Source organism: Acinetobacter sp. 12966, assembly GCF_031196995.1.
Taxonomy (GTDB): Bacteria; Pseudomonadota; Gammaproteobacteria; order Pseudomonadales; family Moraxellaceae; genus Acinetobacter; species Acinetobacter geminorum.
On sequence record NZ_JAVIMC010000065.1, the window covers coordinates 109972 to 136620 of the forward strand.

Sequence of the window (26649 nt, forward strand, 5' to 3'; positions counted from 1 at the left end):
TTCATTGAAAGTGGATAAAACGATATTCAACCGTAATGAATAGTCAAAAATAAAAAAGCCTTGCATCTATGATTTATAGAGCAAGGCATTTTGTAGTAATCAAAGCTTGTTAAATAACTTGTTCCACATCTTCTAAGATTGTTTGCAATAAGCGTTCACAGTGAGTGTATTCCTGCAAAGATTTATTAAGGCTTAGCACTTCTTGAGTTAATTGTAGAGCGACCATAATGACTAATTTGTTGTGCTCAACGCGTGGGGCACTACGGCGCATGTCATTAAATTTCTCATTGAGAAGTTGTGCTGCGCGTTCAAGTTCATCTTTTTTATCTGAGGTAGTTGCGAGTCTAAAAGTCTGCTCAATCAGCCTAAGCTCTACCATGACTTGTTCACTCATGATTGGATCTCCTCACCAGTTTCAGCATTAGGATGCGCAAGTTGCTGGATTTCTTGAGCGTGTTGATCTTGAGCAGTGCCTAAAATTCCTAAACGCTGAATAATGGCTTCAACTTTTGATTTGGCAAGCTCATTTTTTTGTAACAAACGGTCACGATCTTGTTGTAAATCATGCAGCTCTTGTTGGGTTTGACGCTGGTGGGCTTGTAACTTTTCTTTTGCAACACGTAATTCATTTCGTTCTGCAAGAATTTCTTGAAAACGATTTTTTAAATCAGTTGTACTTTTTTCTAATCGACTATAACGTTCGGCAAGTGTGTTAGCATCTTGATTCAATTGTTGAAATTGGCCTTTTAACTGAGAAAGTTGCTCAGTTACCGACTCAATTTCCTCTTGTTTTTTAGTGATAATACTATTTTTTTGCACAACTTGTGCGTGATGCTCTGTTTCAGCCAGTTCTTTAGCTTCTGAGAGTGCCGCATGTTCACTCTCTAAATGATGTAAGCGTGTTTTTAAAACGCTAATATGCGCTTGTAGCCGCTGTAATTGTTCTAACATAACGAGGTCGCACAGAATTGCAATCAAAGGTAATATATACAAAGTATAGAGATTGGATAAACGAATGCAAGACGATATTTCAGGCTGGACAGATTGGAACGCTCATTTTGAAGGAATTGAAGAAATTTCAAGCCCTAGTGAGTTACATGGTCTATTAACAGGTATTGTTTGTGTGACAGAAGCGCCTACGCGTGCAGAATGGTCACAAATTTTAACAACTCTTAATGTGCCAGAGTTAAGTGAAGATGCTTTAGCGCTTTTGACTGAAGAAGCAGAAGATGTGGTTCATGCTTTATCTGAAGATGAATTAGATTATCTACCAATGCTTCCAGATGATGAACATCTACTTCAAGAGCGTGTGCAAGCATTATCTGATTGGTGTGCGGGTGTTGTGTTAGGTTTTGGTTTGGCATCGGGTCATGTTCGTAGTGATGAGCGTGAATTGATTGAACACTTTCAAGATGTTGCAGCAGTTGAATTTGAAGATTCTGACAATGATGAGGAAGGTGAAAGCAGTTACGAAGAATTGTATGAATTTGTACGCTTGATCCCTGTAAGCTTGTCGATTGGTAGAAAAAAAATCACTGTAGCTGAAAGTTCTTTATTGAAAAACTTTCATGCAAAAAGTAAAACTGCTGCTCTAGGTACAGATCAGAATATTGTAGAAATGTTCACACCACATCGTCCAAGCTAATTGAGGCGATGTGTTATTGGTTGTATTTTATTTTTTGACTTTAAAATTCTAAATCAAGTAGATCATTATGAAATTGCCTCAAGCTGATTTTCAACATCGTAGAGACCGTTTAGCAGAAAAAATGGGTCCTAACAGTATTGCAATTATTGCAACGCGTGAGGAGATGTACCGTAATCGTGATGCGGATTATAAATTTCGTGCCGATAGTAGTTTTTTCTATTTGACGGGCTTTGCTGAGCCTGAGGCAGTTGCAGTTATTGAAACTTTTGAGGATGTAACTGACTATAGCTATAGTCTTTTTTGCCGTGAACGTAACCGCGAGATGGAAATCTGGAACGGTTACCGTGCCGGAATTGACGGTGCAATCGAAGACTATGATGCAGATGAAGCCTATGCAATTGATCTGCTTGATGAAGAAATTATTGAAAAGTTATTAAATAAAGAACGCCTTTATTATCGGATTGGGCAAAATGCTGCGTTTGATGCACGAGTGAGCCAGTGGATTAAAAAAGCAGATGCGGAGCATCGACATCAAGGTGCTCCAGCTCAACTGGTACAGCTCGACCGTATTGTCGATGAAATGCGTTTAATCAAGTCACCACAAGAACTTGAGCTGATGCAAACTGCTTCAAAAATTAGTGCTCAGGCACATACCCGCGCGATGCAAATGGTGCGTCCAGGTATGATGGAATATGCGCTTGAAGCCGAGCTCAATTATATATTTGGGCAAAACGGCTGTGTCCCGTCTTATAACAGTATTGTTGGTGGTGGGGCTAATGCCTGCATTTTGCACTATGTTGAAAATAACCAACCTCTTAAAGACGGTGATTTAGTCTTAATTGATGCTGCATGTGAATATGAGTTCTATGCCTCAGATATTACCCGTACTTTTCCGGTCAATGGTAAGTTTAGTGCTGAACAAAAAGCATTATATGAAGTTGTATTGGCTTCTCAATATGCAGCGATTGATGCAGTACGCATTGGCAATTCGTACCGTGAGCCTCATGAAGTAGCCGTTAAAATTTTAACTGAAGGCTTGGTTGCTTTAGGCTTACTCAAAGGTGATGTTAACGAACTTATCGAGACCGAAGCATACCGTCAATTTTATATGCATGGTACAGGCCATTGGTTAGGAATGGATGTACATGATGTCGGGTCTTACAAAAAAGGTGAAGACTGGCGTCAATATGAAGAAGGTATGGTCGTTACCGTTGAACCCGGCCTATACATTGCACCAGACGATGAAACTGTAGATAAAAAATGGCGTGGTATTGGTATTCGTATTGAAGATGATGTGGTCGCAACCTCGAAAGGTCCACGAGTTTTAACTGCTGATGTAGTTAAAAATATTGCAGATATTGAACATTTAATGGCGCAAGCTAAATCATAATTAAACGTATTCGCCAAAGGAGCACAACTCGATGCAACAACAAGTGATTATTGTAGGTGGGGGAATGGTTGGACTTAGCCTTTCACTCATGCTGGCGAAGGCTAATATTGCAGTAAAGCTGTTAGAAGCTGTGAAATACCCAAACTATGATGATCAAAATGTTGCCCCTTATCATTCCAGTTTTGATGCGCGTAATACGGCTTTATCGCGTCGTAGCGTCCAGATTTATCAGAAGCTGGGATTATGGGATGCATTACAGCAGCACGCGACTCCAATTTTACAAGTTCACATTACTGAACAAGGCAGTTTTGGTAAGGCACGATTAATTGCAGAACAAGAAAAAGTCGAAAGCTTTGGGCAGGTGATTGAAAATGCTTGGCTGGGTCGGGTTTTATTGACTCAAGTACGTCAGCAGCCTTTGATTGAGCTGATTGATGGCGTTCAAGTGACTGCTTTAACTCAAGATGCTGAGCAAGTACATATTGAGGCTAAGCGTGGTGATGAGGTTTTAAAACTTGAATCAAAACTATTAATCGCCGCAGATGGACGTGACTCTTTCTGTCGTCAGGCAATTGGCGTCGGTGTTAATGTTCATGATTATGATCAGGTTGCAATTGTCACTACCGTTCAGACTTCAAAATCCCATGAGCAAGTAGGTTTTGAGCGTTTTAGTGCATTAGGTCCTTTAGCGTTGTTGCCTTTACCGGGTGAATATCGCCGTTCGGTTGTATGGCCTGTTAAAAAAGGCACTGAAAGTGAGTGGTTAGGTGAAGAAAACGACCAACACTTTTTAGATGCTTTACAACAAACTTACGGTGACCGAGCTGGTAAATTTGAAAAAACCGGCAAACGCTTTAGTTATCCGCTTTCACAAGTGCTCGCACATAAACAAGCTGTAGGTCGTGTTATTTTGATGGGTAATGCCGCACATACAATCCATCCTGTTGCAGGACAAGGTTTTAACCTATGCCTACGTGATGCGGATGTTTTAGTACGGTATTTAGTGAACCAGCTAACCGCTTCTGACGATATCGGTAACCCAGATAATTTACTGGCCTATGAACAAGCTCGTTTGTCAGATCAACAACGAGTGATTAAGTTCTGTGACACCGTGGTTCGTGGTTTTAGTAACCAAAATCCATTATTAAAATTAATTCGTAATACGGGATTAATTGCATTTGATGTCATTCCAGGTGTTAAACCACTGGTAGCGAACTATGCAATGGGGCTAAAAGCATGAGTGAAGTGTTAGATGTTGTCATTGTTGGTGGTGGACTGGTTGGTGGTTTAACAGCTTTATTACTTGCGCAAGGTGGTGTACAGCCTACTGTGCTTGATGCTGCTCCTATACTGGATGTTGAAAAAACACTAAGTGTGATGAACCCACGTGTTTTAGCACTGAGCCAAGCGACCATTCATTTACTTAAAACTGTCAATGTTTGGGATGATCTAGCACGTCAAATGCCATATACAGGCATGCAGGTATGGAATTTGAATGGCTACGGTGAAATTAATTTTGGCCATGAGTCTGTACAAAGACCAATGCCAGAACAGTCTTTAGGTTCTATGGTTGAGCCAAGTGTATTGAATGTTGCCATTCAGCAAAAAATGCTTGAACAGTTAACAGACTATCGCACTCAAGTTCGCGTGACTCGCATTGAGCAGGGTGTTGGATGTTGGCATATTGAATTAGCAGATGGCACGACACTTAAAACAAAACTGCTGATTGGTGCAGATGGTGCCAATTCATTTGTACGTGAACAAGCCTTTATTGACCTAGATGTCTTAGATTACAAGCAAGCAGCGATTAGTTGTGCCATTAAAACATCTAAACCCCACAATCATGTTGCTCGTCAAATTTTCTTACCTACAGGGCCTTTAGCCTATTTACCGATGGCTAGTCTTGAAGAAAGTGAAAATGGCTACTGGCAGTCAATTGTCTGGACACTACCTGATGATTATGCCGATGAATATTCTGCTTTAACCGATCATGAGTTTATGCAGCTTTTAACCCGAGAAAGCCAACATATGTTGGGTGAAGTATTAGATGTACGTTCAAGAGCCCAATTCCCGCTCAAAGCGCGCGCTGCAAAACAGTATGTGAAAGCTGGTTTAGCTTTAATTGGGGATGCAGCACATGTGATTCATCCACTTGCTGGACAAGGCGTAAATATTGGTTGTTTAGATGCAGCCGTACTCTGTGATGCATTACTACATGACTTAGGGCGTGGTGCATGGGCAAATGAACAGACACTATTACGTTATGAGCATCGTCGTAAAGGCGAAAATGACGCAATGATGCATAGCATGTCAGCAATTGGCTGGTTGGAAAGAAGTGAGCTATTTCCATTTATCTGGGCTCGGAATGTGGGACTCAAGCAAGTTGAACAAATTTCCTTCTTAAAAGAGCGTTTTATGCAACAAGCAAACGGTTTAGGGGCTTTACAAAACACCCAGTATAGTCGTTAAAATAATTACGAAGTTTATGCTCTACTGGTCTAAATAAATATCAGTAGATATTTTTTAAACAATCATTTATATATCATTACCAATTGGGTTGAAAAAGATACACATTTGACCAATTTGGCTCTTTGCTAAATGCAAAGAGATTGCTAAATTTCTGAGGTCTTAGGACCATAGCGATGATGCAATAGAAATCATTCTGGGGAGTGAAAAATGTCAGATATCAATGATTATGAAGATGCAGAAGATTCTGCTGTAGATGAAGATGAAGCGAAGGCAGCTGAAAGCGGTGCAGCTGATGAAGAAGCAAGCAGTATTAATGATACCGATATTGCTGAGGCAGAAACACTGACTGTGACTGCTAAGCAAAAACAGCGCCAAGCGCTAGAAGATGAAGTTGCCGCATTTTTAGCTCGAGGGGGGAGAATTACCGAAGTTCCTCCAGATGAACATAGCGACCATTAATCCTAAAAAGCATCACATGAGTGATGCTTTTTTTATTTTTAAAGAGAGTTTTGAAGCTCTCTCAAGATCCCGCACTCATCTACTGTTCGGTTGGTAGAGCAGTGCTGTTTTAAATCAATCAAAGATTCTTTTAAAAGTAATAATCGTTCGATTTTTTCTGATACTTCTTTTAAGTATTTATCGACTAAATTATCAATTTCTGTACAGGCCTGTTTAGGCTGAGTTTTCATTTCTTTTAATGTTTTAATATCACTTAGTGAAATATCTAATTCACGGCAATGCTTAATAAATAAAAGGTCTGCAAGTGTTTGTTCGGTATAAACACGATAATTATTTTCTGAACGTTGGATGCGATCAAGTACACCTACTTTTTCGTAATAACGGATAGTATCAATTGGAATATCCGCTTTTTTTGATAATTGACCAATAGAAAGACTCATAAGACTTGACTCTGGAGCTACTCAAGGGTTTTTAATCACTATAAAAGAGTTTTTGAGGAAATAAAATGGCTGGATGTGGTTGTGCTTCAACATGTTCTCCTTCAAAGAAAGTGAGTCCACGTTTTAGAAAAGCGTTATGGATTGCACTTGTGATCAATGCCTTAATGTTTGTGGTGGAAATATTGGGAGGTTATAAGGCCCAATCTGTTTCACTTTGGGCAGATGCATTGGACTTCGCCGGAGATGCAGCAAACTATGCACTATCTTTAGTCGTTCTTTCGATGAGTTTATATTGGCGTGCAACTGCGGCATTACTTAAAGGCATAACGATGGCGGCTTTCGGCATTTTTGTCATTGCGAAAGTGGTCTGGTCATATTTTTATGGTGTTTCACCCGAACCAATGGTGATGGGGGCAATTGGTGTAATGGCTCTAATTGCTAACGTTTCTGTCGCGCTTATGCTTTATGCATTTCGTGATGGGGATGCAAATATGCGTTCTGTTTGGTTGTGCAGTAGAAATGACTCAATTGCTAATATTGCTGTAATTTTAGCGGCGGTTGGGGTATTTGGAACAGGCAGTGTATTTCCTGATTTATTGGTTGCCTTTGTCATTGCTTACTTAGGAGTATCCTCTGGCTACGCTGTTATAAAACAGTCACAACAAGAAAGAAAACAGGCAAGAGTTATAGTTGCGAGTGAAGCATAATATTAAAGCATAATAAAAAAGGATCTTTTATATGATCCTTTTTTATTTTAAGCCGTTAAAACAAGAGGGTTATAGCGATACTCCACATAACGCAACCAATAAGGAAATCTAAAATTTTCCAAGCTTTGGGATTGGTAAATAGTGGCTTTAATAATCTTGCACCATAGCCCAGACTAAAAAAGAAAACCCAAGAGGCAAGAATGCTCCCCAAAGCAAAACTCACTTTGTCTTCAAGCTGAGTTGCAACTGAACCAATCAGAACAATAGTGTCTAAATAGACATGAGGATTAAGCCAAGTAAAGGCAAGACAGGTCACTAATGCTTGAGTTAATGTTTGTTTTTGACTGCTATCAAGGTCCATACTTTGGGTAGTCTTAAATGCAGCATAAAATGCTTTGGCACCATAAACTAATAAAAACGTTGCCCCTAAATATTTAGCTACGGTAATTAAGATAGGTGATGCCGTCATGATTTCGGCAAAGCCTAATACACCACAGGCAATTAAAATTGAGTCGGACAGGGCGCAGATTAAACACAACCAAAATACATATTGCTGTTTAAGTCCTTGTTTTAGGACAAAAGCATTTTGAGCTCCAATTGCTACGATAAGCCCACTGCCAATACCGAAACCTTTAAAAAATATACTAAGAGAGAACATAACAATAAGATGGAAAAATCAGATGTGGGAATTATCTGACTTTTTATTGAAAAATAAGTAAAATTAAGAATATTTAGGTTTGGCTAAAAATAATTTAGGTTTGATATGTTAGATAGCAAACAATGTGAAGCCTTTCTTGCAGTTGCAGAATTGGGAAGTTTTGATGCAGCAGGAGAGTATTTATATATTACGCCCTCAGCAGTGTCCTTACGCGTACAAGCTTTAGAAAAGTATTTAGGACAAATACTAATTATACGTGGCCGCCCTTGTGTGCTCACTCAAACAGGGCAAACTTTATTGCAGCATTTACGTCATACGAGATTAATGGAGCAAAATTTATTACAAGGTTTGATGGGGAAATCATCTGAATCTGAATTTTATAAAATTGCTCTAGCTTCAAATGCAGATTCATTAGCAACTTGGCTTTTACCAAATATTCAGCAAACGCTTTTTAAAGAAAAAATCGTGTTAGAACTAAAAATTGATGATCAATCTCACACGCACACTCTACTGGAGACAGGACAAGTCAATGCCTGTATTTCGGCAGAAGAGCAGGTCATGTCAGGTTGTTTAGCTCAACCACTAGGAAAAATGCGTTATAAAATGTTGGCTTCTGCTGATTTTGTAAATAAATGGTTTAGTGCTGGAGTGAATAGAGACACATTAAGAAAAACACCAGCAGTTATTTTTAATCATAAAGATTTAATGCATTCAGAGGTTTTATTAAAAGGATACGGTTTACCGATGCAAAGTTATCCTTATAGTTTTATTCCAGCAACTGATGCTTTCGTCAAAGCAATTCAATTAGGTTTAGGCTATGGCATGGTGCCCGAGTTGCAGGTTCAGTCACTACTCGAAAATGGAACACTTGTTGATATTATGCCTGACGCCCAACTTGATGTTCCTTTATATTGGCACCACTGGAAAAGGCAGTCGCAGCAACTTGATGTATTAACCGAGACGATTGTTCAGTCAGCAAAACATATCTTGAGATAAATTTAAGTCCGTGAGCGGGCATAAAAATTTGAAACATGCTGAATATAAAACTCTATATCTTGTGCTGAGTAACCTAAAAGTTGTCCAATTCTACGGTCAAGCTCTAAGCGATCTTCGAGTTGAGTCTCCTTTAGTGATTTTTCAATACATAACACAAGTTCATTTAAATCTGCTAAAGGTGCATTTTTATGGATCAGCATAATTGAAAATGGTAAAGGTAAAGAGGTTTCAATATCTTTACTCAGCATAGATAAAGTGCCTTGCTCGAGATGCTCTAAAAACTCGGTAGGTAATAGATCATAAAATAAAGCGATAGGTTTCTCGCCTGAAAGTAATAATTCTAGTTCAGACTCTTCATGCGGCCCAAGTTTTCCAAGCTGTACAGTCATGTAAATACTCTTATTTTTATCTTTAATATTATTATGCAAAATTTATGCACAGTGATGATGAAGACTATTTATTGTTCATCACTGTGCTTAATCAAAAGATTAAGATTGGGTTAACTCAAGCGCACGTTGATAAGCAACTTTTTTCTTAATACCTGTTAAATCGGCAGCCAGTTGAGATGCCGCTTTAACAGATAAATCTTGAAGTAAACGCTTTAAAAGCTCATCTAGTTTTTCTTGTTCCAGATCTGTCTTTTCTGGTGCACCGCCAACTACAAGAACAATTTCGCCTTTTTCTTGGTTGTGATCATTTTCAATAAAACTGACCAAATCTTTTAAAGTCATTTTTTTGATGGTTTCAAAGGTTTTGGTAATTTCACGTGCGAAACCTACAGGTCGGTCTTCACCAAATACCTCAGCCATATTTTTTACACACTCTAAAATACGGTGGGGCGCTTCATAGAAAATTAAGGTCTGAGTTTCATTTTTGAGTTTTTCTAATTGAGAAATACGTTGAGAGGCTTTTGATGGCAAAAATCCTTCAAAACTAAAACGATCGCTCGGTAGGCCTACTGCACTTAGAGCGGCAATCGCAGCACATGCGCCAGGCACAGGAACAACCCTGATACCATGTTCTTGAGCAGCTCGAACTAACTTAAAACCAGGGTCACTAATAAGCGGTGTACCTGCATCACTAATTAAAGCAATGTCATCGCCTGCAAGTAATTTTTGAACCAACTGCTCAATTTTATTGCTTTCATTGTGGTCATGGCATGCAGTAAGTTGAGTCGATATATTATAGTGCTTAAATAATTGTGCTGATTGACGTGTATCTTCGGCAGCTACAATAGAAACTGATTTTAAAATATCAATTGCACGGAAAGTCATATCATCTAAGTGCCCGATTGGGGTGGCTACAACGAATAACTGAGCACTCATTTGGTTTTACTCCGTACAGATAAACAATTTTAATGGGGTAGTTTACCCGAAATTATGATTTGGGCGTGAACAATGTCTACCAACCTTTGCTTTTCCAAAATGATCTGATTTTCATTTGTTCAATTTAAATCGGAAAGTGGAGTTGGTTTTAACGAAATAATTTAAGCATCAAAATATGTGATGCTACTTTTAATTTGGGGAAGATAAGAATGCTATTAGCGCAGCAGTTGGGTAAATGGGCAGAGCAAACGGCTTTAAACCTGTTGCAAAAGCAAAACTATGTATGGGTAACCAGTAATTATCATTCACGCCGTGGTGAAGTGGATTTGATTGTTAAAAGAGGACAAGAACTGGTTTTTGTCGAGGTAAAAGCGCGTACTATAGGAAATTATGGACAAGCTTGCGAAATGGTAACGAGAACAAAGCAGAAGAAAATTATTAAAACCGCGATGCGTTTTTTACAGCGCTACCCATCTTATCAGGATTTTTATTGTCGTTTTGATGTGATTTGTTTTGATTTTCCACAGAAAATTGCAAAAACAGTACAGCAAGACTTTTCAAATTTCCATTATGATCTGCAATGGATCGAAAATGCATTTACTTTGGATTAAGAGTTCATTACTCTTTTGAGCAAATTAAAACCGATGTTTTATGATCAAGCCAAGAAGAGATTGATAGGAGTCTGGTGGAGTGTTGAAACGTATTGCTGTAACAGCGCTTTGTGTCGCAAGTTTGTCAGGTTGCGCAAGTTTTATTTCTGGTGGAACAGGTACAGCTCCAGTCGGAACAGATAGTGGTGTACGTAGCTTAGGTCAGGTATTCATTGATTCTTCAATTAAACGTACAGCGAATATTAACCTCTATAAGCTTGATCAGCGTTTTAAACAATCTCGTATTAATATCGAAAGCTTCCATAGCACAGTATTGTTAACTGGTCAGGTGCCAGACCCTTACTTGAAACAGCTAGCAGAAGACAATGTTAAAGCCATGAGTGATGTAAAAGCTGTACATAACTACATTACCGTGGGTAATAAGGTCAGCTATAACACGATCATGCAAGATGCTGGTGTAACTGCAAATACACGTGCTCTATTAATGAAAGCACCTGTAGTGTCTGATAGTAAAGTGCTGGTACATACGGAAGACGGCGTACTTTATGTAATGGGTCGATTGAACACTGCAGAAATTAATGATTTGAATGATGTGCTACAAAAAGTAGGTAACGTTACCAAAATTGTGACGCTCATTGATAACGTTGATTTAGCACCTGCGCCAGCAGCAAATACTGCTAGTACAACGACTACACCGATTATTAATAACGTCATTGCTCAACCAACAGTTCAAACTCCTGTTGCAATTGATCCTGACCAAACAGATCCAGCTTCGAATGCACAGTAATATATGAATCTGATTGAACAACTACAAAGTAAAATTGAACAGGCGCGAACTCTTTATAAAGAGTTCCGCCTGTATGATTTGGGGAGTTTTGCTTTAAACCGTTTTACGCCAAAAGATGGTTTTGAACAGGTTCCAAATGTTCGTTATGGGCTAAAACCGCGTCACCGTTTGGATATTTATCGATCTGTTAAAAAACTAGCACATCAGCCCCTTATTGTTTTTGTACATGGTGGTGCTTGGCAACATGGTAATAAGCGAGATTATCTTTTTATTGGTGAGACGTTTGCTAAAGAAGGCTATGACGTTGCAGTTATCAACTATCAACTAGCTCCTAAAAATATTTTTCCGAGTTTTGTTGATGACTTGACACAGGCACTGAATTATTTACATCAAAACCAAGACAAACTAGAAATTTCTACAGAAAATGTTGTGCTTATGGGACATTCAGCAGGGGCATTTAATGTAATGTCTGCTGTTTATCACCCAAAACCAAATCCTATTCAATGTTTAGGTAATATTAAGGCGATTTTTGGTTTAGCTGGACCTTATCATTTTGATTATAAGGGTGACCCACTAGCTGAAGATGCTTTTGATCAAAGTATTTCTTATCAAGAGGTGATGCCATACTATTTCGTCAATCAAAATAGTATTAAACATTACTTGCTCATGGCTGAAAATGATCAGCTTGTCGGTAAAGAAAATACGTTGGATTTGGATCGCGCTTTAAGACAGAGTGGAAATCACAGCCATATCGCTGTGATTCCTAAAACTGGACATATTACAATTTTGGCCAGTCTTTCTAGTTTTATTAGTCACTATTTCAGAACGAAAAGAACGATCTTACATTTTCTTGAAGAAGTGTTTTAAACGAGAGTTTCGTTTAAAACACGGCAGATTATCTGGCTTGGGTAATCTGCATAATCATTGAATGAGCAATACTTCCTTTAAACGGAATCTCAGGTAATTGATCAATTTTGAAGAATTGTGCATCTGCAATTTCTTCTTCTTGAAGCTTAATTTCACCCGACTCATATTCTGCCCGAAATGCCACCATAAGGTTACTTGGGAATGGCCAAGGCTGACTTGACATATATTGAATATTTTTGAGTTTTAAACCTACTTCTTCAAAGGCTTCACGTTGTACTGCTTCTTCAAGTGTTTCGCCTACCTCAACAAAACCTGCAATCAAACCATACATATTAGTTTTGTTATGGACTGATTTAGCCAGCAAGATTTCATCATCACCACGAGTGATGACGGTAATAATGCAAGGGTTTACACGAGGATACTGGTGGTAGCGACAAGAAGGGCATACCATTGCATATTCGGTTGGATGAACTTCTGTCGGATGTCCACAGTGGCTACAAAACTTATGGTTACGTCGCCATTCAAGTAATTGAACAGCACGGCTCGCTTGCAAAAACTGTTCTTTCGACCAGCTGGTAATAAGCTGGCGAATTGGAACAAGTTGTAAGCCTTCGGGGATAGATTCCTCAGCAAGCAAGTCACGTGCAATGACTTGCTCATCATGAGTGAAAAGTAAATCACTTGCTAACTTTTCTACTTTGGGTAGTTGGAGATTCTGGTCAACCAGTAATTGTTGATGATGGAAAATATAAGCAAGTGATAATTCAGACATTAAGCTGCCTTTTTTTGAAGTTGTTGACTACTCGACAATGCTACATTAAACATGGATTGTAGAACAGGTTGTTTATTTTTTAAATTGTCAACTAACATGTCAATGCCTGCCAATACGTTAAAAATACAGTGAATTTGGTCTGTATTAAAAGGCTGGTTTTGTTCAAGTTGCTCTTGAACAAATTGGGCAGTTTGGAGTAAAGCATGTTGTTGAGTCGTGCTTCCTAAAAATTCGGCTGCACCCGCTAACTCTTTTAATGAACCTGCAATGGCTTCAATATTTTGTGTCTGGTCATTAGCGTATAAGCTAAGACTTTGGCAGATAAAATCAATTAAATTTTTTGTTTCGGTAAGCAAGGCTTGATGAGCTTCATCAAGACGATCTAAAGAAATAGCCGTATTATTCACGCTAAGTTGTAGACGATTTGACGTGTAATTGCGTACCAAAATACCAATTGAGTTCATGGCAGATAAAATGCTGTTCATCAGCTGCTGAGCATAGTTTTCGTCACTTAAAATGTTAAGTTGACTTAAACTGCTGGCTTGTTGAGAAAGCGCAGATGAGGCTTCATCAAGGTTTAGGAGTTTAAAGGTATGAGCCAGTTGTAAAAGATTCGCTTGTAGTTGCTGTGCTTTTTCAGGTGACATATTTTGGTAGTTGTATTCAATATCGTTTCGTACCTTATTCATTTCATCCAAGATTAATTGGCTGACTGTATGCATAGTGTCGAAGTCAGGACCAAAAAGATGACGACTTAAAACGAGTAATTGAGTGTCAGTTGGAGTTTCATCACCAATATGAAGTTGGCTACGAATATGGTGAGCAATCTCATCTTCTTGAGCGATGACAATACTTAAAATATCTGCGAATGCCGCTAAATTAGGTTCAAAACTTTCGGGTGCTGCCAAAAATAGAGCAATATGACTTTCAATATTAATCAGTACACGTAGGCGTGAATCATTTAAAAGTAGGTTATCAATATGGTTAAAAGCATAATTGACGAGCTGCCAATACTTTTGGCTTGGCTGAGTGTTCGCTATGCTGACCAAATAGGTTGCAATAAGTTTAAAGGCTTGAAAATTCTGAGCTGATGCTGTCTTTTTTAAAAATTGGTGTAGAGATAGTTTATATAGTTGATGGATGAATTGAGTTTTTTCCTTAATTAATATTTCAGGCAACGGCAATTCAAGCGAAGTATTTGCAAGTAAAGGGACAATAGCTTGTCCTGATGTAGTCAGTGGCTTATTTAAAGCTAATTCTAAATTATTTAAAGTCGTAAGGAGAAATTGTGGAACTTGTATTTCACGCAAACAGATAAATTCAATATAACGCTTTACCATGGTCGTGCCTTCGCTTAGGGCAACCACATCATCCGTATTAATTTGGGCTGGATTCGCAATAATTTTTTGCATCAACTCAGTCGAATATTGAGTGATTTTTGCAAGATAAGGAACATCAATTAAGCGTAGAACTTGAGTGCATTGCTTAAACTGTTCTAATGCATCATCAATACCAAAAGGGAGGGTTTGTTCTTCAATTAAGGTACTTACTGCACCTTCAACCAGTTTTATTGAACGATCAATTTCATGTTTAATGATGAGTAAAGCTGTTGGATCGAAATGAATCGACGTATGCTCAGACATAAACGTTCCCCTTTGCAAAAAATCAATTGTTATATTCGTAGTGCTCAATAATTTGAGCTAAAAATCTATGTGACTAATATAACTTAACTTGCAAAGGGGAAAAGCTAAAAACACTAAAGAATCAAAAATTTATTTTGCAAAAAGGCAAGGTTCTCCGTGTTTTTCCTCATATTCTTTGACCCAAGTCTCATGTGTATTTAACTCTTCATCTGAAGGGTAAATTACAGGGAGATCAATTTGAACTCTGCTTCTATTGGTTGTTTGCTGGCTATTTTCACTCTGAGATAAGGCATCTATATCAAAAGAAACCTGACCACCAGTCATTGCCAAGTAAACATCAGCAAGAATTTCAGCATCGAGTAATGCGCCGTGGAAAGTACGGTCACGTGCTGGAATTTCATAACGTCTTACAAGCGCATCAAGGGAGTTTTTTTGTCCCGGATGTTTGTTTTTCGCTAAAGCTAAAGTATCCGTTACCTCACATACTTCAGAAAGTGCAGGAAGCCCAACGCGTTTAAACTCCATATCGAGGAAGTTCATATCGAAGGTCGCGTTATGGGCAATAATCTCTGCACCTTTGAGATAATCAAATAAGGTGTCAGCAATGTCCGCATAGAGCGGTTTATCTTTTAAGAAATCATCACTGATCCCGTGGATGTTTTCTGAGTCTCCCACTGGTTTTTGTGGGTTAATATAAATATGAATCGAACTACCCGTAAGTTTACGGTTAATCATCTCAATCGCGCCCACCTCAATAATGCGGTCGCCATCTTGGAAATAAAAACCAGTAGTTTCCGTATCGAGAATGAGTTGTCGAGGACCTTGTAATTTTAATTTGGCTTCGGTCACAACGATTTGAGGATGAATGTTATTGGTTGGCTGCTTACTTTCTTGTTCGGCAGTTTCAACTTCAATAATTTCTTCGGTTACTTCAATCACCTCAACTTCTTCAGTTGCGTCAGCCAGATCAAACCCGAAAGGGTCATCTAGCAACCAGTCCTGTTCAGGCTTTTTTATATCTTGCGATACAGTGGCAGACTGTGGTTGCTTGAGTTCTTTCGCAGTTTTGTCTGCACCTAAATTAGCAAGCTGGTCTGCCATTTCATTGCCTGGATGTCCTGCATGGCCTTTAATCCAGTTCCACTCAATATTTCTACCTGCACATACAGCATCTAATTTCTGCCAAAGGTCAGGATTTTTTACATCTTTCCAGTTTTTCTTTTTCCAACCATGAATCCACTCAGTAATACCTTGCTTCACATAATTTGAATCTGTCCAGATAATCAAATGTGCATCGGCTGGGCAAAATGAAATACCTTCAATGGCAGCAGTGAGTTCCATACGGTTATTGGTCGTATCTGGCTCACCGCCAAATAATTTATGTTCACCCTGCTCGGTAATGACATATGCGCCCCAACCACCTAAACCTGGATTGCCACGACATGCACCATCAACATACAGTGTGATTGTTTGAGACATAAATCGAAACCTAAACTAAAAGAAAAAGAACTGAATATGGTGTATTGTATACGCAAAAAGTTCGGTTCCATCGTATCAAAGCAAGGTTTTTTTAATTTCTTGTAACATTTCCATGCAAATGACATTAAATTATTGCCTTGTCTATCTTGCATGCTTTACTACAATGGCATCGAAGACCTAGGGTTTGTGGGCAGACCCCAAAAAATATTACGCGAGTTGTTTGGAAGTTTTTATGTATAAACCAACCACATTTGTGTGGCAGCCATCTGCAGCATCATTGTTTAAAATTACCGTACTTAGCTCTGCGTTAGCTGCGTTGGGTATTACAACAGGCTGTTCATCGACTCCGCAATCTGCAAAAACCTCAAAATCGAAACAGGTCAGTGGTGCAGGTTATTTAGATGCGAGTAGTCTTGATTCATTAGAAGACTTACTTTCAGCAACTGATATGCGTGCTGTAGAGGGTGACCGTCTGCTTATTTTAAAGCACGGTGATGTCTGGAAACGTATGTCTGTTGGTTTCAAAATGGATTTGAACCATTGGGATTCACGCATTGAAGCTCAGCGTAGTTGGTTTATTTCTCGTCAGCCTTATCTTGATCGTTTAAGTGCCCGTGCAAGTCGTTACTTGTACCATACAGTTAAAGAAGCTGAACGCCGTGGTTTGCCGACAGAGCTTGCATTATTACCTGTAATTGAAAGTTCATATGACCCAGCTGCAACTAGTAGCGCCGCAGCAGCAGGTTTATGGCAGTTTATTCCGAGTACTGGCCGCATTTATGGCTTAAAACAAACAAGTATGTATGATGGCCGTCGAGATGTTGTTGAGTCGACTCGTGCTGCCTACGAGTTTTTAGGAAGCTTATATAACCAATTCGGTTCTTGGGAGCTTGCTTTAGCGGCTTATAACGCTGGACCAGGACGTATTCAACAAGCAATTAACCGAAATCAGGCAGCAGGTTTACCAACTGATTATTGGTCTTTAAAATTACCTCAAGAAACCATGAACTATGTTCCGCGTTTCTTGGCTGTTGCCCAAATTATTAAAAATCCAAAAGCTTACGGTATTTCTTTACCACCAATTGCAAATAGACCCCATTTCCGTGAAGTAACTTTATCTGCACCTTTATCTTTAAATGAAATTGCTTCTGTAGCTGGATTAAGCCGTTCGGAACTCTATGCATTAAACCCAGGATATCGTGGTGAGATGGTGGATCCTGCAAGTCCAATGCGTATCTTGATTCCAGCAGATTTAAGTCCTTCAATTGATAATAAATTAAAAGGTATGAAGTCTGGCGGTGGTTCAGGTTGGTGGGCAAATGTGACTTCACCATCTAAGCCAGATGTAAGTGCTTCAACATCTGTGACAATTAAAACTACGCCTGCAAATCAGGTTCAACCAGTTAAACCGTCAACACCTAGTAGAACAACGAGTAGCTCTACCACGGTAAAAACTTCAACTCCTCGTGGGTCTGATGCTTTAGCTGCGTTTGCAGCTTCGGCTGATGTACCAAGTGCTCCACGTATTCCTGTTGCTGTGACACCTGCGGCAAATATTAAGCAAGTGAAGACAGAGCCACCAATCTCGGCTGCAGAACGTGAAAAGATTTTAGCGGCAGTTCGAGCTGAAGGTGAGAAAGAAACAGTTCAACAAGCTTTAGAGCCACAACCAACGCAGGCTGAAAAAGACCAAGTAGTTGCCGAGTTAAAAGCTATTGCACCACAAGGAACAGAAATTGTTGATCCTTATGATGGCAAAATTAAGTTAACTGCGATTCAAACAAGCCAGTCAGTTGCAGAGCAACAAGGTAAAGAAGTAAGTAAAGGTTTTGCATATCCAAAAACTTTAGCTGAAGACGTGACTGTTGCTAACTCTGAAGATGGGCGTCGCAATAAAGACAAACCTTATATTAAAACAGATACAGATGTAGTGGTTGTGCAGCCAAAAGGCAAACGCAGCACCTATACAGTTTTACCGGGTGATACTTTAGCCGTTATTGCGATGAAAAACGGCGTAAACTGGCGCGATGTTGCTAAGTGGAACCAGATTGATCCAGAAAAGACATTATATGTTGGTTCAACGCTTTATCTTTATGACGCTAAGCCACAAGAAACTCAAACGACTTCAAAAAGCACAGCTAAACCAGATGTATATGTCGTTCAGGCTAACGATAGCTTAAGCGGTGTCGCAAATCAGTTTAATTTGTCAGTAAGACAATTGGCTGAATATAACGATTTATCAGTGACAGATGGATTATTTGTAGGGCAAAAACTACAGTTAAAAGAACCAAAGAATAGTCGCTCAAGTGCTAAAGCGGAACCTAAAGCAGTTCAGGCAAGTGCAAAGCGTATAGCAACTAAAAGCTATACTGTGAAGCGCGGTGAATACCTTAAATTAATTGCAGATCGTTATGCGCTCTCGAATCAGGAACTTGCTGAATTAACTCCGGGGTTAACTGCGGGCAGTAACTTAATGGTAGGCCAAAAAATTAATGTGCCTACACAAGATATTTCTGTAGATGAAGTTGCTGAAACTAAGGCTTCTAGTAAATCTGAGAAAGCGACGCAAAGTGTTTCTTATAAAACAGAAAGCTATAAAGTACAGCGTGGTGATACTTTATCGAGTATCGCAACTAAATCAAAAATTAGCCTAGCTGAGTTGGCTGAGCTAAATAATTTAAAAGCAAATAGCTATGTACAGCTTGGTCAAACTTTAAAGGTCCCAGCGGGCTTAAGTGTTCCAGAACAATACGTTGTACAGTCGGGTGATAGTTTAAATGCGATTGCAAGTAAATATAATTTGCAAACAAGCTATTTGGCTGACCTAAACGGTTTGTCTCGTACTGCTGGCTTGCGTGTTGGTCAACGCTTAAAACTAACAGGTACAGTTGAAGAAGCACCAACTAAATCTTCCAAAAATACTAAAGAAGAAACGCCAGAAACTTATACGGTTAAATCTGGTGATAGCTTAGGTAATATCGCTAATCGCTACCACTTGCAGCTAGATTACCTTGCTTCATTAAATGGTCTTTCACGCACCAGTAGCATTCGTATAGGACAACGCTTAAAGCTAACGGGTGATGTACCTACAGTTGAAACAGCTAAAGTAGATACTAAGTCTTCAACTAAAACAGTTGCGGCTGGTAAAAATACTGAAAGATATACTGTTAAATCTGGTGAGTCTTTAAATAGTATTGCGAGCCGTACGGGTATTTCAGTGCGTGAACTGGCTGAAATGAATGCATTAAAAGCAAATGCTAATTTACAACGTGGTCAAAATATTGTGATTCCAAAAACTGTGGTGGAATACAAGGTGAAGCGTGGCGACACCTTGATCGGCCTTGCGAGTAAATATGGTTTAGAAACCAATTTCTTGGCTGAGCTGAATAATTTAGCGCCTTCTACTCAGCTTCGCATTGGTGATGTGATTAAAGTGCCTAATTTGTAAAATAATTAGTCATTTATGCATACATTAAATTTTCAACTGAGCCTGCTAGTCGGGCTCAGTGTCATTTCCCATAGTGTTTTTTCTGCACAGCAAACCACTTCATATATAGCGATTCATTCTAAGCCTAAGTATTTAGAAATGATGGCTATGCCATATGCAAACCCTAATGCACCTAAAGGTGGTCTATTAAGTCAGGCAGCTCAAGGGACTTTTGATAACTTTAATAGTATGAATGGGAAGGGGAATGCTACAGAAGGCGTGAATTATCTTTTTGATACTTTAATGACCCAATCACTTGATGAGGTTGGAGTTTTATATCCGCTTTTGGCTCAGAAAGTGAGTTATGACCCAGAAAAAACACAATCAGTGACTTTTTATTTAAACCCTAAAGCGCGTTTTAGTAATGGGCAGCCAGTCACTGCGGCAGATGTTAAATTTAGTTTTGATGCTTATCAGACTAAATCTAATTTAGGTTTGCAAATGTACCTTGCTGATTTAGCAAAAACAGAAATAATAAACGCCTATCAAGTAAAGTTTAGTTTTAAGTCTACACATAACCCTAAAATGCCATTTATTTTGGCAACCTTACCCATTTATTCAAAAGCAGATTGGCAAAAAAAAGATTTTAGCCGAATTACCCTACAACCGATTATTGGTTCGGGGCCTTACGTGGTTGAACGAGTTGATCCGGGCAGAAGCATTAGTTATAAACGAAACCCGAATTATTGGGCAAAAGATTTACCTATTAATAAGGGGCGTTATAACTTTGACCGCTTGAGATATGTTTATTATCGAAATTGGGATATTGCTTTTGAAGGATTTAAATCTGGGCAATACACTTTGCATGAAGAAACTAATCCTAAAAAATGGATAACAGATTACCGTTTTCTAGCCGTAAAAGCAGGGTTGGTTACTCAATATAAGTTTCGTCATCATAATCCTATCGCCACTGAAAGCTATGTTTTTAATACGCGACGAAAACCTTTAAATGATATTCGTTTTAGACAAGCTTTAACCTATGCGTATGACTTTGAATGGCAAAATAAAGCTTTGTTTTATGGACAATATCAGCGCCTACAAAGTTATTTTGAAAATAGTGTATTAGCAGCAACAGACCGACCTTCAAAAACTGAATTAGAGTTGTTAAAGCCGTTATTGCCTAAGTTATCTCCAATCATGCAGCAAGGTGTTTTAGCAAACTGGAAATACCCAGTGTCAGATGCGAGTGGATTTAACCGTCAGAATTTGTTAACTGCACGGCAATTACTGATACAAGCTGGCTATAAAGTTAAAGAAGGGCAGCTATTTACGCCTGAGGGAAAGAAAGTTCAGCTCGAATTTTTAATTCAGCAAGATGGTAAACAACGAACACTTCTACCTTTTATTCGTAACTTAAAAAAATTGGGCATTGCAGTTAATTTGCGTCAGGTTGATGCTCCGCAATATTTAGAACGGACTCGCCGTTACGATTTTGATATTACCACAATGAATTTGCCGCAATCTCTAAATCCGGGAAATGAACAAACTCAGTTTTGGGGGAGTGTAGCCGCAGCTCAGGATGGAAATTACAATTATGCTGGAATTCGCAATCCAGTGATTGATCAAGTGATTTCAAAACTCGTTGCGAGTAAAAGTCGTGAACAACAGATTATTTATACTCGCATTCTCGATCGATTGCTTAGAGCTGGTTATTATCAAATCCCAACTTATGGTAAAGGTGAAAACTGGTATGCTTATTGGAATATGTATCAACAACCTAAAGTTAAACCAGCACTTTCTTCTGGGATAGAATATTGGTGGAGTGATACAAACAAAGCCAAAAAAGTTGCCAAATATCTACATCAACAATAAAAAGCACCAGCCATAAAGGAAATCCTGTTATATGGGTTCATATATTCTCAAGCGACTTCTTTTAATGATTCCCACATTGTTTGTCATTCTATTGATTAACTTTGTGGTTGTGCAAATTGCACCGGGTGGGCCAGTTGAGCAAGCAATACATCAGGCACAAAGCGATTTGGGAATTGGTCGTGCATTGAGTGCAGAAACTTATTATCAAGGTGCTCAAGGTTTAAGCCCTGAAATGGTTGAGCAAATTAAGGCTCAGTACGGCTTTGATCGTTCTGCCCCTGAACGATTTTTTCTAATGTTAAAAGGCTATTTAACTTTAGATTTTGGACAAAGTTTCTTTAAAGATAAACCGGTTGTGCAATTGTTGTGGGAAAAAATGCCTGTTTCCATTTCACTTGGGCTGGTGAGTACTTTGCTGATTTACCTCATTTCTATTCCTCTGGGAATTAAAAAGGCAAAGCAGCAGGGCTCTTGGTTTGATCGATCCACTTCTTTAGTGCTTGTGGTGGGGTATGCTGTACCAAGTTTTGTATTTGCGATTTTGTTAGTTGTTTTTTTTGCAGGTGGGTCTTATTTTCAATGGTTTCCATTACAAAACTTAGTATCAGATAACTTCCATCAACTTAGTTTCTGGGGCAAAGTTACCGATTATTTATGGCATATGACTTTACCACTGATTACCATGGTATTAGGTGGTTTTGCCAGTTTAACTTATTTAACTAAATACTCATTTTTAGAAGAACTCAATAAACACTACGTTTTGGCAGCCTATGCAAAAGGTTTGAACAGCCAACAGGTCTTATATAAGCATGTCTTTCGTAATGCTATTTTAGTTGTGCTCGCAGGGTTGCCAGAAGCGTTAGCGGGCATTTTCTTTGTGGGTAACCTGTTTGTAGAAATTATCTTTCACCTAGATGGGGTGGGTTTGTTGGGGTTTGAAGCCATTGTTCAGCGCGACTATCCTGTTATTTTTGGTGTTTTATTTTTCTTTACTCTATTTAGCCTGATTTTACGTCTCATTTGTGATGTGTTGTACCAATGGATTGATCCACGAATTCACTTTGATGCGCAAGGAGGCAAATAATGTCCTTGATTGTGCGGACACGATTACAGCGTTTTAGACAGCATAAATTGGGCTGGGCCAGCTTTATTTTATTTAGTCTGATTTTGGTTTTGTCATTAGCCGCGGAGCTGATTGCTAACGATAAACCGTTGTTAGTGAAGTATAAAGATTCGTACTATTTGCCTGTGTTGAAAACTTATCCGGAAACGACGTTTGGTGGAGTGTTTGAAACAGAAGCGGATTATAAAGACCCCGCTGTACAAGCGCTCATTGCTGCTAAAGGATGGGCAGTTTGGCCCCTCATTCAATTTTCATATCAAACGCCCAATTTAGACTTGGCAGTTCCTGTGCCATCACCACCTTCCAAGCAAAACTGGTTGGGAACAGATGATCAAGGACGGGATGTTCTTGCGCGTATTCTTTATGGCTTAAGAGTATCGTTGCTTTTCGGTTTAGCTTTAACCTTTTGTTCTGCTTTATTTGGAATTACCGTAGGTGCCATACAAGGTTACTATGGCGGTTGGGTAGATTTATTAGGACAACGTTTGGTTGAGGTCTGGAATGGCTTACCCATGCTTTTTATGGTCATGATTTTAGTCAGTATGTTTGTTCCAAATGTATATTGGCTATTTTTCATTATGTTGTTTTTCGGCTGGACCGTTTTGGTGGGCATTGTTAGGGCAGAATTTTTAAAAGCTCGTCAGCTTGATTACGTTCGTGCAGCCCAAGTTTTGGGAGTGACTGATCGTGCGATTATTTTTAGGCATATTTTGCCAAATGCGATCAGTTCGAGTTTGTCTCAGTTACCATTTATTTTAACAACTAATATTAGCGCTTTAACTGCTCTTGATTTTTTAGGATATGGACTACCACCCGATGCGGCCTCTTTAGGTGAATTATTGCTTCAAGGTAAAAATAATTTAGATGCGCCATGGCTAGCAATTTCAGGCTTTTTTAGTCTAGCGATTGTTCTTTCACTTTTAATTTATATTGGGGAGGCGGCGCGTGATGCTTTTGACCCAAGAAAATAATTTAAATACCACTTCAACATTATTAAAAGTAGAGCATCTTTCGGTTCAAACCAAAGACCAAAAGATTTTATTAGATGACCTGAATTTTTACTTAAGTGAAGGGGAAACACTGGCTGTTGTGGGCGAAAGTGGTTCAGGTAAATCGATGAGCTGCTTAGCAATAATGGGGTTGCTACAAGATAAATTAGAAATAACGGGGCAGGTCTGGATTGGTCCACAAAATATGCTTGAGCTAGATGAAAGAGCTCAATCAAATTTACGTGGTCGACAAATCGCTATGATTTTTCAAGAACCTGCTACTGCATTAAATCCGCTCCATCGGGTTGAAAAAATTATAGGGGAAAATCTTCTTTTATCTGGGTTTTCAAAACTTGAAGTTCAACAGCAAATATTTGAACTATTAAAAGATGTGGGAATTGTTGAACCAGAACAAATGTTAAAACGTTATCCTCATGAGCTTTCTGGTGGGCAAAGACAACGTGTCATGATCGCGATGACATTGGCGCTTCGGCCTAAAATTTTGATTGCTGATGAACCTACTACTGCGTTGGATGTGGTTTTGCAGATACAGATTTTAGAGCTATTAAAATCTTTGCAAGCAAAATATGGAATGGCACTTATTTTAATTAGCCATGACCTCAATTTAGTACATCGTTATGCTGAGAAACTTATTGTATTGCAAAGAGGGCGTGTAGTAGAGCAAGGTGAACTGAGCCAAATCTTTGCAAATCCTAAAACAAGTTATACAGCAGAATTATTAGATCATAATTTTGGAAAAGTAGAATCTAGACCGGCTCAACAGAATGTTTTATCAGTTCGACAGCTCAGCGTGCAGTTTCCTATAAGAAAAGGAATTTTAAATCGCATTCAAGGATATTTTACCGCAATAGAAGATTTGAGTTTTGATCTTGCTCAAGGTGAATCGCTTGGGGTAGTTGGTGAAAGTGGTGCTGGTAAGTCATCCTTAGCCCTCGCTTTGGTTCAGCTTATTCAGAGCAAAGGGCAGATTGTTTTTTTAGGTCAAGATTTAAATCAGTTACGGCCAAAAGCTTTGCGTTTGATGAGATCTGATTTTCAACTTGTATTCCAAGACCCTTTTGGTAGTTTAAACCCGCGTATGACAGTAGGGCAGATTATTGCGGAAGGGTTAAAGTTAAAAGCTGTGGATGATGGCGAGATCAAACAGCAAATTGAATCTGTGTTGATAAAAGTTGAATTAGCTGAAGATTTTCAACATCGTTACCCACATGAACTTTCAGGTGGACAGCGTCAACGTGTCGCCTTAGCCAGAGCTTTGGTGATGCAACCGAAACTTTTAATTCTGGATGAACCTACATCGGCGTTAGATCGGACCACTCAAAAAGCCATGATCAAGTTGTTGAGACAATTACAGCAAATTGAGCAGTTAAGTTATATTTTCATTAGCCATGATCTCAATATAATAAAAGCACTTTGCCACAAAGTGATGGTATTACGTCATGCAAAAGTTGTTGAATATCAGGAAACTGAACTTTTATTTTCTAAGCCTCAAAGTGAATATACCAAGCAGTTAATTACAGCATTCCTTTAAAGCTATTTTTTTAATTAACTGTTTTATATAAATAAATTTTGGTTAAACTTCTAATGCAAAAAGTTGCATATTTTTATGTTCTTTAAAATTGACATGTGCTATTGTCAGTTATCGATTATGTCTTGACACGCTCAATAACTGATTTAAATTAGAGTAATTGCTCTATAATTCAAAAAAAGAGGTTAACCATGAACCAGATTGCTCAACCCATCACAATTCGTAATACCACCTTTAAAAACCGAATTATTAAAGGTGCAATGAGTGAAGCACTTGCAAATTATGAGGGCCAGCCAAATGACTTACATCTGGGTTTATATGGTGCATGGGCAAAAGGTGAGCTTGGCTGTGCAATTACTGGCAATGTCATGGTAAATGCCGGAGCAAAAAATGAACCGGGTGTTGTTGTTATTGAAACTGAACGTGATCTAGAGCGCTTAAAAGAATGGGCGGCATTAGGTAAAAAATATGGCATGGTGCAGTTGATTCAATTGTCGCACCCAGGTCGTCAGTGTCCAAAAGGCTTAAATAAAGAAACCGTAGCGCCATCAGCGGTACCTTTTAGTCCAGCTTTAGCAACCATGTTCGGAACGCCACGTGAACTTACTCATGATGAAATTCTAGATATTATTAAACGTTTTGCGACAGCAGCTCACATCTGTGAAAAAGCAGGTTTTGAAGGGGTGCAATTACACGGTGCACATGGTTATTTAATTAGTCAGTTTTTATCGCCATTAACTAATAAGCGTACAGATCAGTGGGGCGGTTCAGTTGAAAATCGTACTCGTTTTTTACTAGAAGTTTATAAAGCGGTACGTGAAGCGACTTCAGATAATTTTATCATTTCAGTGAAGCTTAACTCGGCTGACTTCCAGCGTGGCGGTATTAGCGAAGAAGATGTAATTTCAGTGTTTAAAGCAGTGGATGAAGCTGGTATCGATTTAATTGAAATTTCAGGTGGTACTTACGAGGCACCAGCAATGGCTGGGGCTAAGGCCGACAAACGTAAAGCAAGCACGATTGCTCGTGAAGCATATTTTTTAGATTTTGCTGAAAAAATCCGTCAGCATGTTAAGTGTAAGCTTATGGTGACAGGTGGGTTCCGTACTGTAGAAGGCATGAATGCTGCACTCGCAAGTGGAGCATGTGACTTTATTGGTATTGCTCGTCCATTTGCAGTAGAAACTGATTTAGCAGAACGTTTAATTGCAGGACAAGATGTTCGCTATGCAGTAAAACCAATTAAAACAGGTTTACCATTTGTCGATAAGATGGCAATTATGGAAATTATTTGGTATGCCGCTCAATTTAAAACCATTGGTAAGGGTAAAAAACCAAATCCAAAACTTTCACCACTGGTGGTGTTTTTAAATTATGCCAAAGGCAATATTAAAGCGGTGATTCAAGGACAAGTGAATTCACGTAAGTCTGCGTAGATAAA

25 protein-coding genes are annotated in these 26649 nt (G+C 38.9%); 16 read left to right on the forward strand and 9 right to left on the reverse strand.

Annotation, left to right across the window (positions count from 1 at the left end):
• Nucleotides 1-109: 109 nt before the first annotated feature.
• Both RFW85_RS10345 and RFW85_RS10350 read right to left on the reverse strand, forming a co-directional pair.
• Complete coding sequence (locus tag RFW85_RS10345) at nt 110-394, reverse strand: cell division protein ZapA (RefSeq protein ID WP_005070547.1); 285 nt, start codon at nt 392-394, stop codon at nt 110-112.
• Nucleotides 391-951, reverse strand: coding sequence for a hypothetical protein (locus tag RFW85_RS10350; RefSeq protein ID WP_002117619.1), 561 nt, complete (start codon nt 949-951; stop codon nt 391-393). The genes RFW85_RS10345 and RFW85_RS10350 overlap by 4 nt, the downstream gene beginning before the upstream one ends.
• A gap of 64 nt (nt 952-1015) precedes the next feature.
• Here RFW85_RS10350 and RFW85_RS10355 point away from each other — a divergent pair, with 64 nt between their 5' ends.
• The 5 genes from RFW85_RS10355 (at nt 1016) to RFW85_RS10375 (ending at nt 5963) form a co-directional block, all read left to right on the forward strand.
• A complete protein-coding gene (locus RFW85_RS10355; RefSeq protein ID WP_309171499.1) occupies nt 1016-1645 on the forward strand; it encodes a UPF0149 family protein in 630 nt (209 codons plus the stop codon).
• A gap of 67 nt (nt 1646-1712) precedes the next feature.
• Nucleotides 1713-3035 carry a Xaa-Pro aminopeptidase gene (pepP, locus tag RFW85_RS10360; RefSeq protein WP_170248924.1) on the forward strand — a complete coding sequence of 441 codons (1323 nt, stop codon included), beginning with the start codon at nt 1713-1715 and terminating at the stop codon, nt 3033-3035.
• A 31-nt stretch (nt 3036-3066) separates the two neighbouring features.
• Nucleotides 3067-4275: a 2-octaprenyl-6-methoxyphenyl hydroxylase gene (gene ubiH, locus RFW85_RS10365; RefSeq protein WP_170248925.1), complete on the forward strand. Its 1209-nt coding sequence runs from the start codon at nt 3067-3069 to the stop codon at nt 4273-4275.
• A complete protein-coding gene (locus tag RFW85_RS10370; RefSeq protein WP_170248926.1) occupies nt 4272-5504 on the forward strand; it encodes an FAD-dependent monooxygenase in 1233 nt (410 codons plus the stop codon). Before ubiH ends, RFW85_RS10370 begins: the two co-directional genes overlap by 4 nt.
• A gap of 207 nt (nt 5505-5711) precedes the next feature.
• Entirely contained in the window at nt 5712-5963 is a 252-nt protein-coding gene (locus tag RFW85_RS10375; protein ID WP_002117665.1) for a hypothetical protein, read from the forward strand.
• 38 nt (nt 5964-6001) lie between these two features.
• Here RFW85_RS10375 and RFW85_RS10380 read toward each other — a convergent pair whose 3' ends face one another.
• The gene (locus RFW85_RS10380) at nt 6002-6403 is read right to left on the reverse strand and encodes a MerR family transcriptional regulator (protein WP_044100633.1); all 402 of its coding nucleotides are present in this window, start codon (nt 6401-6403) and stop codon (nt 6002-6004) included.
• Between the two features lie 65 nt (nt 6404-6468).
• Between RFW85_RS10380 and RFW85_RS10385 the strand changes: the two genes are divergently transcribed.
• Nucleotides 6469-7110, forward strand: a complete 642-nt coding sequence (locus RFW85_RS10385; protein ID WP_170248927.1) for a cation transporter — start codon at nt 6469-6471, stop codon at nt 7108-7110.
• A 55-nt stretch (nt 7111-7165) separates the two neighbouring features.
• Here the strand turns inward: RFW85_RS10385 and RFW85_RS10390 are convergent, their stop codons facing one another.
• Nucleotides 7166-7768, reverse strand: coding sequence for a LysE/ArgO family amino acid transporter (locus RFW85_RS10390; protein ID WP_005070532.1), 603 nt, complete (start codon nt 7766-7768; stop codon nt 7166-7168).
• Between the two features lie 105 nt (nt 7769-7873).
• Here RFW85_RS10390 and RFW85_RS10395 point away from each other — a divergent pair, with 105 nt between their 5' ends.
• Entirely contained in the window at nt 7874-8764 is an 891-nt protein-coding gene (locus RFW85_RS10395) for a LysR family transcriptional regulator ArgP (protein WP_170248929.1), read from the forward strand.
• 2 nt (nt 8765-8766) lie between these two features.
• Here the strand turns inward: RFW85_RS10395 and RFW85_RS10400 are convergent, their stop codons facing one another.
• Both RFW85_RS10400 and rsmI read right to left on the reverse strand, forming a co-directional pair.
• Nucleotides 8767-9153 carry a hemin receptor gene (locus RFW85_RS10400; RefSeq protein WP_170248930.1) on the reverse strand — a complete coding sequence of 129 codons (387 nt, stop codon included), beginning with the start codon at nt 9151-9153 and terminating at the stop codon, nt 8767-8769.
• 99 nt (nt 9154-9252) lie between these two features.
• Nucleotides 9253-10089 carry a 16S rRNA (cytidine(1402)-2'-O)-methyltransferase gene (rsmI, locus tag RFW85_RS10405; protein ID WP_170248931.1) on the reverse strand — a complete coding sequence of 279 codons (837 nt, stop codon included), beginning with the start codon at nt 10087-10089 and terminating at the stop codon, nt 9253-9255.
• A 209-nt stretch (nt 10090-10298) separates the two neighbouring features.
• Here rsmI and RFW85_RS10410 point away from each other — a divergent pair, with 209 nt between their 5' ends.
• The 3 genes from RFW85_RS10410 (at nt 10299) to RFW85_RS10420 (ending at nt 12354) form a co-directional block, all read left to right on the forward strand.
• On the forward strand, nt 10299-10700 hold the full coding sequence (locus tag RFW85_RS10410) for a YraN family protein (RefSeq protein ID WP_005070523.1): 402 nt from the start codon (nt 10299-10301) through the stop codon (nt 10698-10700).
• A 79-nt stretch (nt 10701-10779) separates the two neighbouring features.
• The gene (locus tag RFW85_RS10415) at nt 10780-11487 is read left to right on the forward strand and encodes a BON domain-containing protein (protein WP_170248932.1); all 708 of its coding nucleotides are present in this window, start codon (nt 10780-10782) and stop codon (nt 11485-11487) included.
• 3 nt (nt 11488-11490) lie between these two features.
• Nucleotides 11491-12354 carry an alpha/beta hydrolase gene (locus RFW85_RS10420; RefSeq protein WP_086264913.1) on the forward strand — a complete coding sequence of 288 codons (864 nt, stop codon included), beginning with the start codon at nt 11491-11493 and terminating at the stop codon, nt 12352-12354.
• A 28-nt stretch (nt 12355-12382) separates the two neighbouring features.
• Here RFW85_RS10420 and nudC read toward each other — a convergent pair whose 3' ends face one another.
• The 3 genes from nudC to dnaQ form a co-directional block, all read right to left on the reverse strand.
• Nucleotides 12383-13126, reverse strand: coding sequence for an NAD(+) diphosphatase (nudC, locus tag RFW85_RS10425; protein ID WP_108008597.1), 744 nt, complete (start codon nt 13124-13126; stop codon nt 12383-12385).
• Complete coding sequence (locus RFW85_RS10430; RefSeq protein ID WP_170248933.1) at nt 13126-14769, reverse strand: chemotaxis protein; 1644 nt, start codon at nt 14767-14769, stop codon at nt 13126-13128. Before RFW85_RS10430 ends, nudC begins: the two co-directional genes overlap by 1 nt.
• Before the next feature lie 129 nt (nt 14770-14898).
• Nucleotides 14899-16248, reverse strand: coding sequence for a DNA polymerase III subunit epsilon (gene dnaQ, locus RFW85_RS10435; RefSeq protein WP_170248934.1), 1350 nt, complete (start codon nt 16246-16248; stop codon nt 14899-14901).
• 232 nt (nt 16249-16480) lie between these two features.
• Here dnaQ and RFW85_RS10440 point away from each other — a divergent pair, with 232 nt between their 5' ends.
• The 6 genes from RFW85_RS10440 (at nt 16481) to RFW85_RS10465 (ending at nt 26644) form a co-directional block, all read left to right on the forward strand.
• Entirely contained in the window at nt 16481-19696 is a 3216-nt protein-coding gene (locus RFW85_RS10440; RefSeq protein WP_170248935.1) for a LysM peptidoglycan-binding domain-containing protein, read from the forward strand.
• Nucleotides 19697-19711: 15 nt separating this feature from the next.
• Entirely contained in the window at nt 19712-21547 is a 1836-nt protein-coding gene (locus tag RFW85_RS10445; protein ID WP_216076565.1) for an extracellular solute-binding protein, read from the forward strand.
• A gap of 31 nt (nt 21548-21578) precedes the next feature.
• A complete protein-coding gene (locus RFW85_RS10450) occupies nt 21579-22631 on the forward strand; it encodes a microcin C ABC transporter permease YejB (protein WP_216076566.1) in 1053 nt (350 codons plus the stop codon).
• Nucleotides 22631-23641, forward strand: a complete 1011-nt coding sequence (locus RFW85_RS10455) for an ABC transporter permease (protein WP_170248936.1) — start codon at nt 22631-22633, stop codon at nt 23639-23641. Before RFW85_RS10450 ends, RFW85_RS10455 begins: the two co-directional genes overlap by 1 nt.
• On the forward strand, nt 23619-25211 hold the full coding sequence (locus RFW85_RS10460) for a dipeptide ABC transporter ATP-binding protein (protein ID WP_171545277.1): 1593 nt from the start codon (nt 23619-23621) through the stop codon (nt 25209-25211). Before RFW85_RS10455 ends, RFW85_RS10460 begins: the two co-directional genes overlap by 23 nt.
• 188 nt (nt 25212-25399) lie before the next feature.
• The gene (locus RFW85_RS10465; protein WP_170248938.1) at nt 25400-26644 is read left to right on the forward strand and encodes an NADH:flavin oxidoreductase/NADH oxidase family protein; all 1245 of its coding nucleotides are present in this window, start codon (nt 25400-25402) and stop codon (nt 26642-26644) included.
• Nucleotides 26645-26649 lie beyond the last annotated feature (5 nt).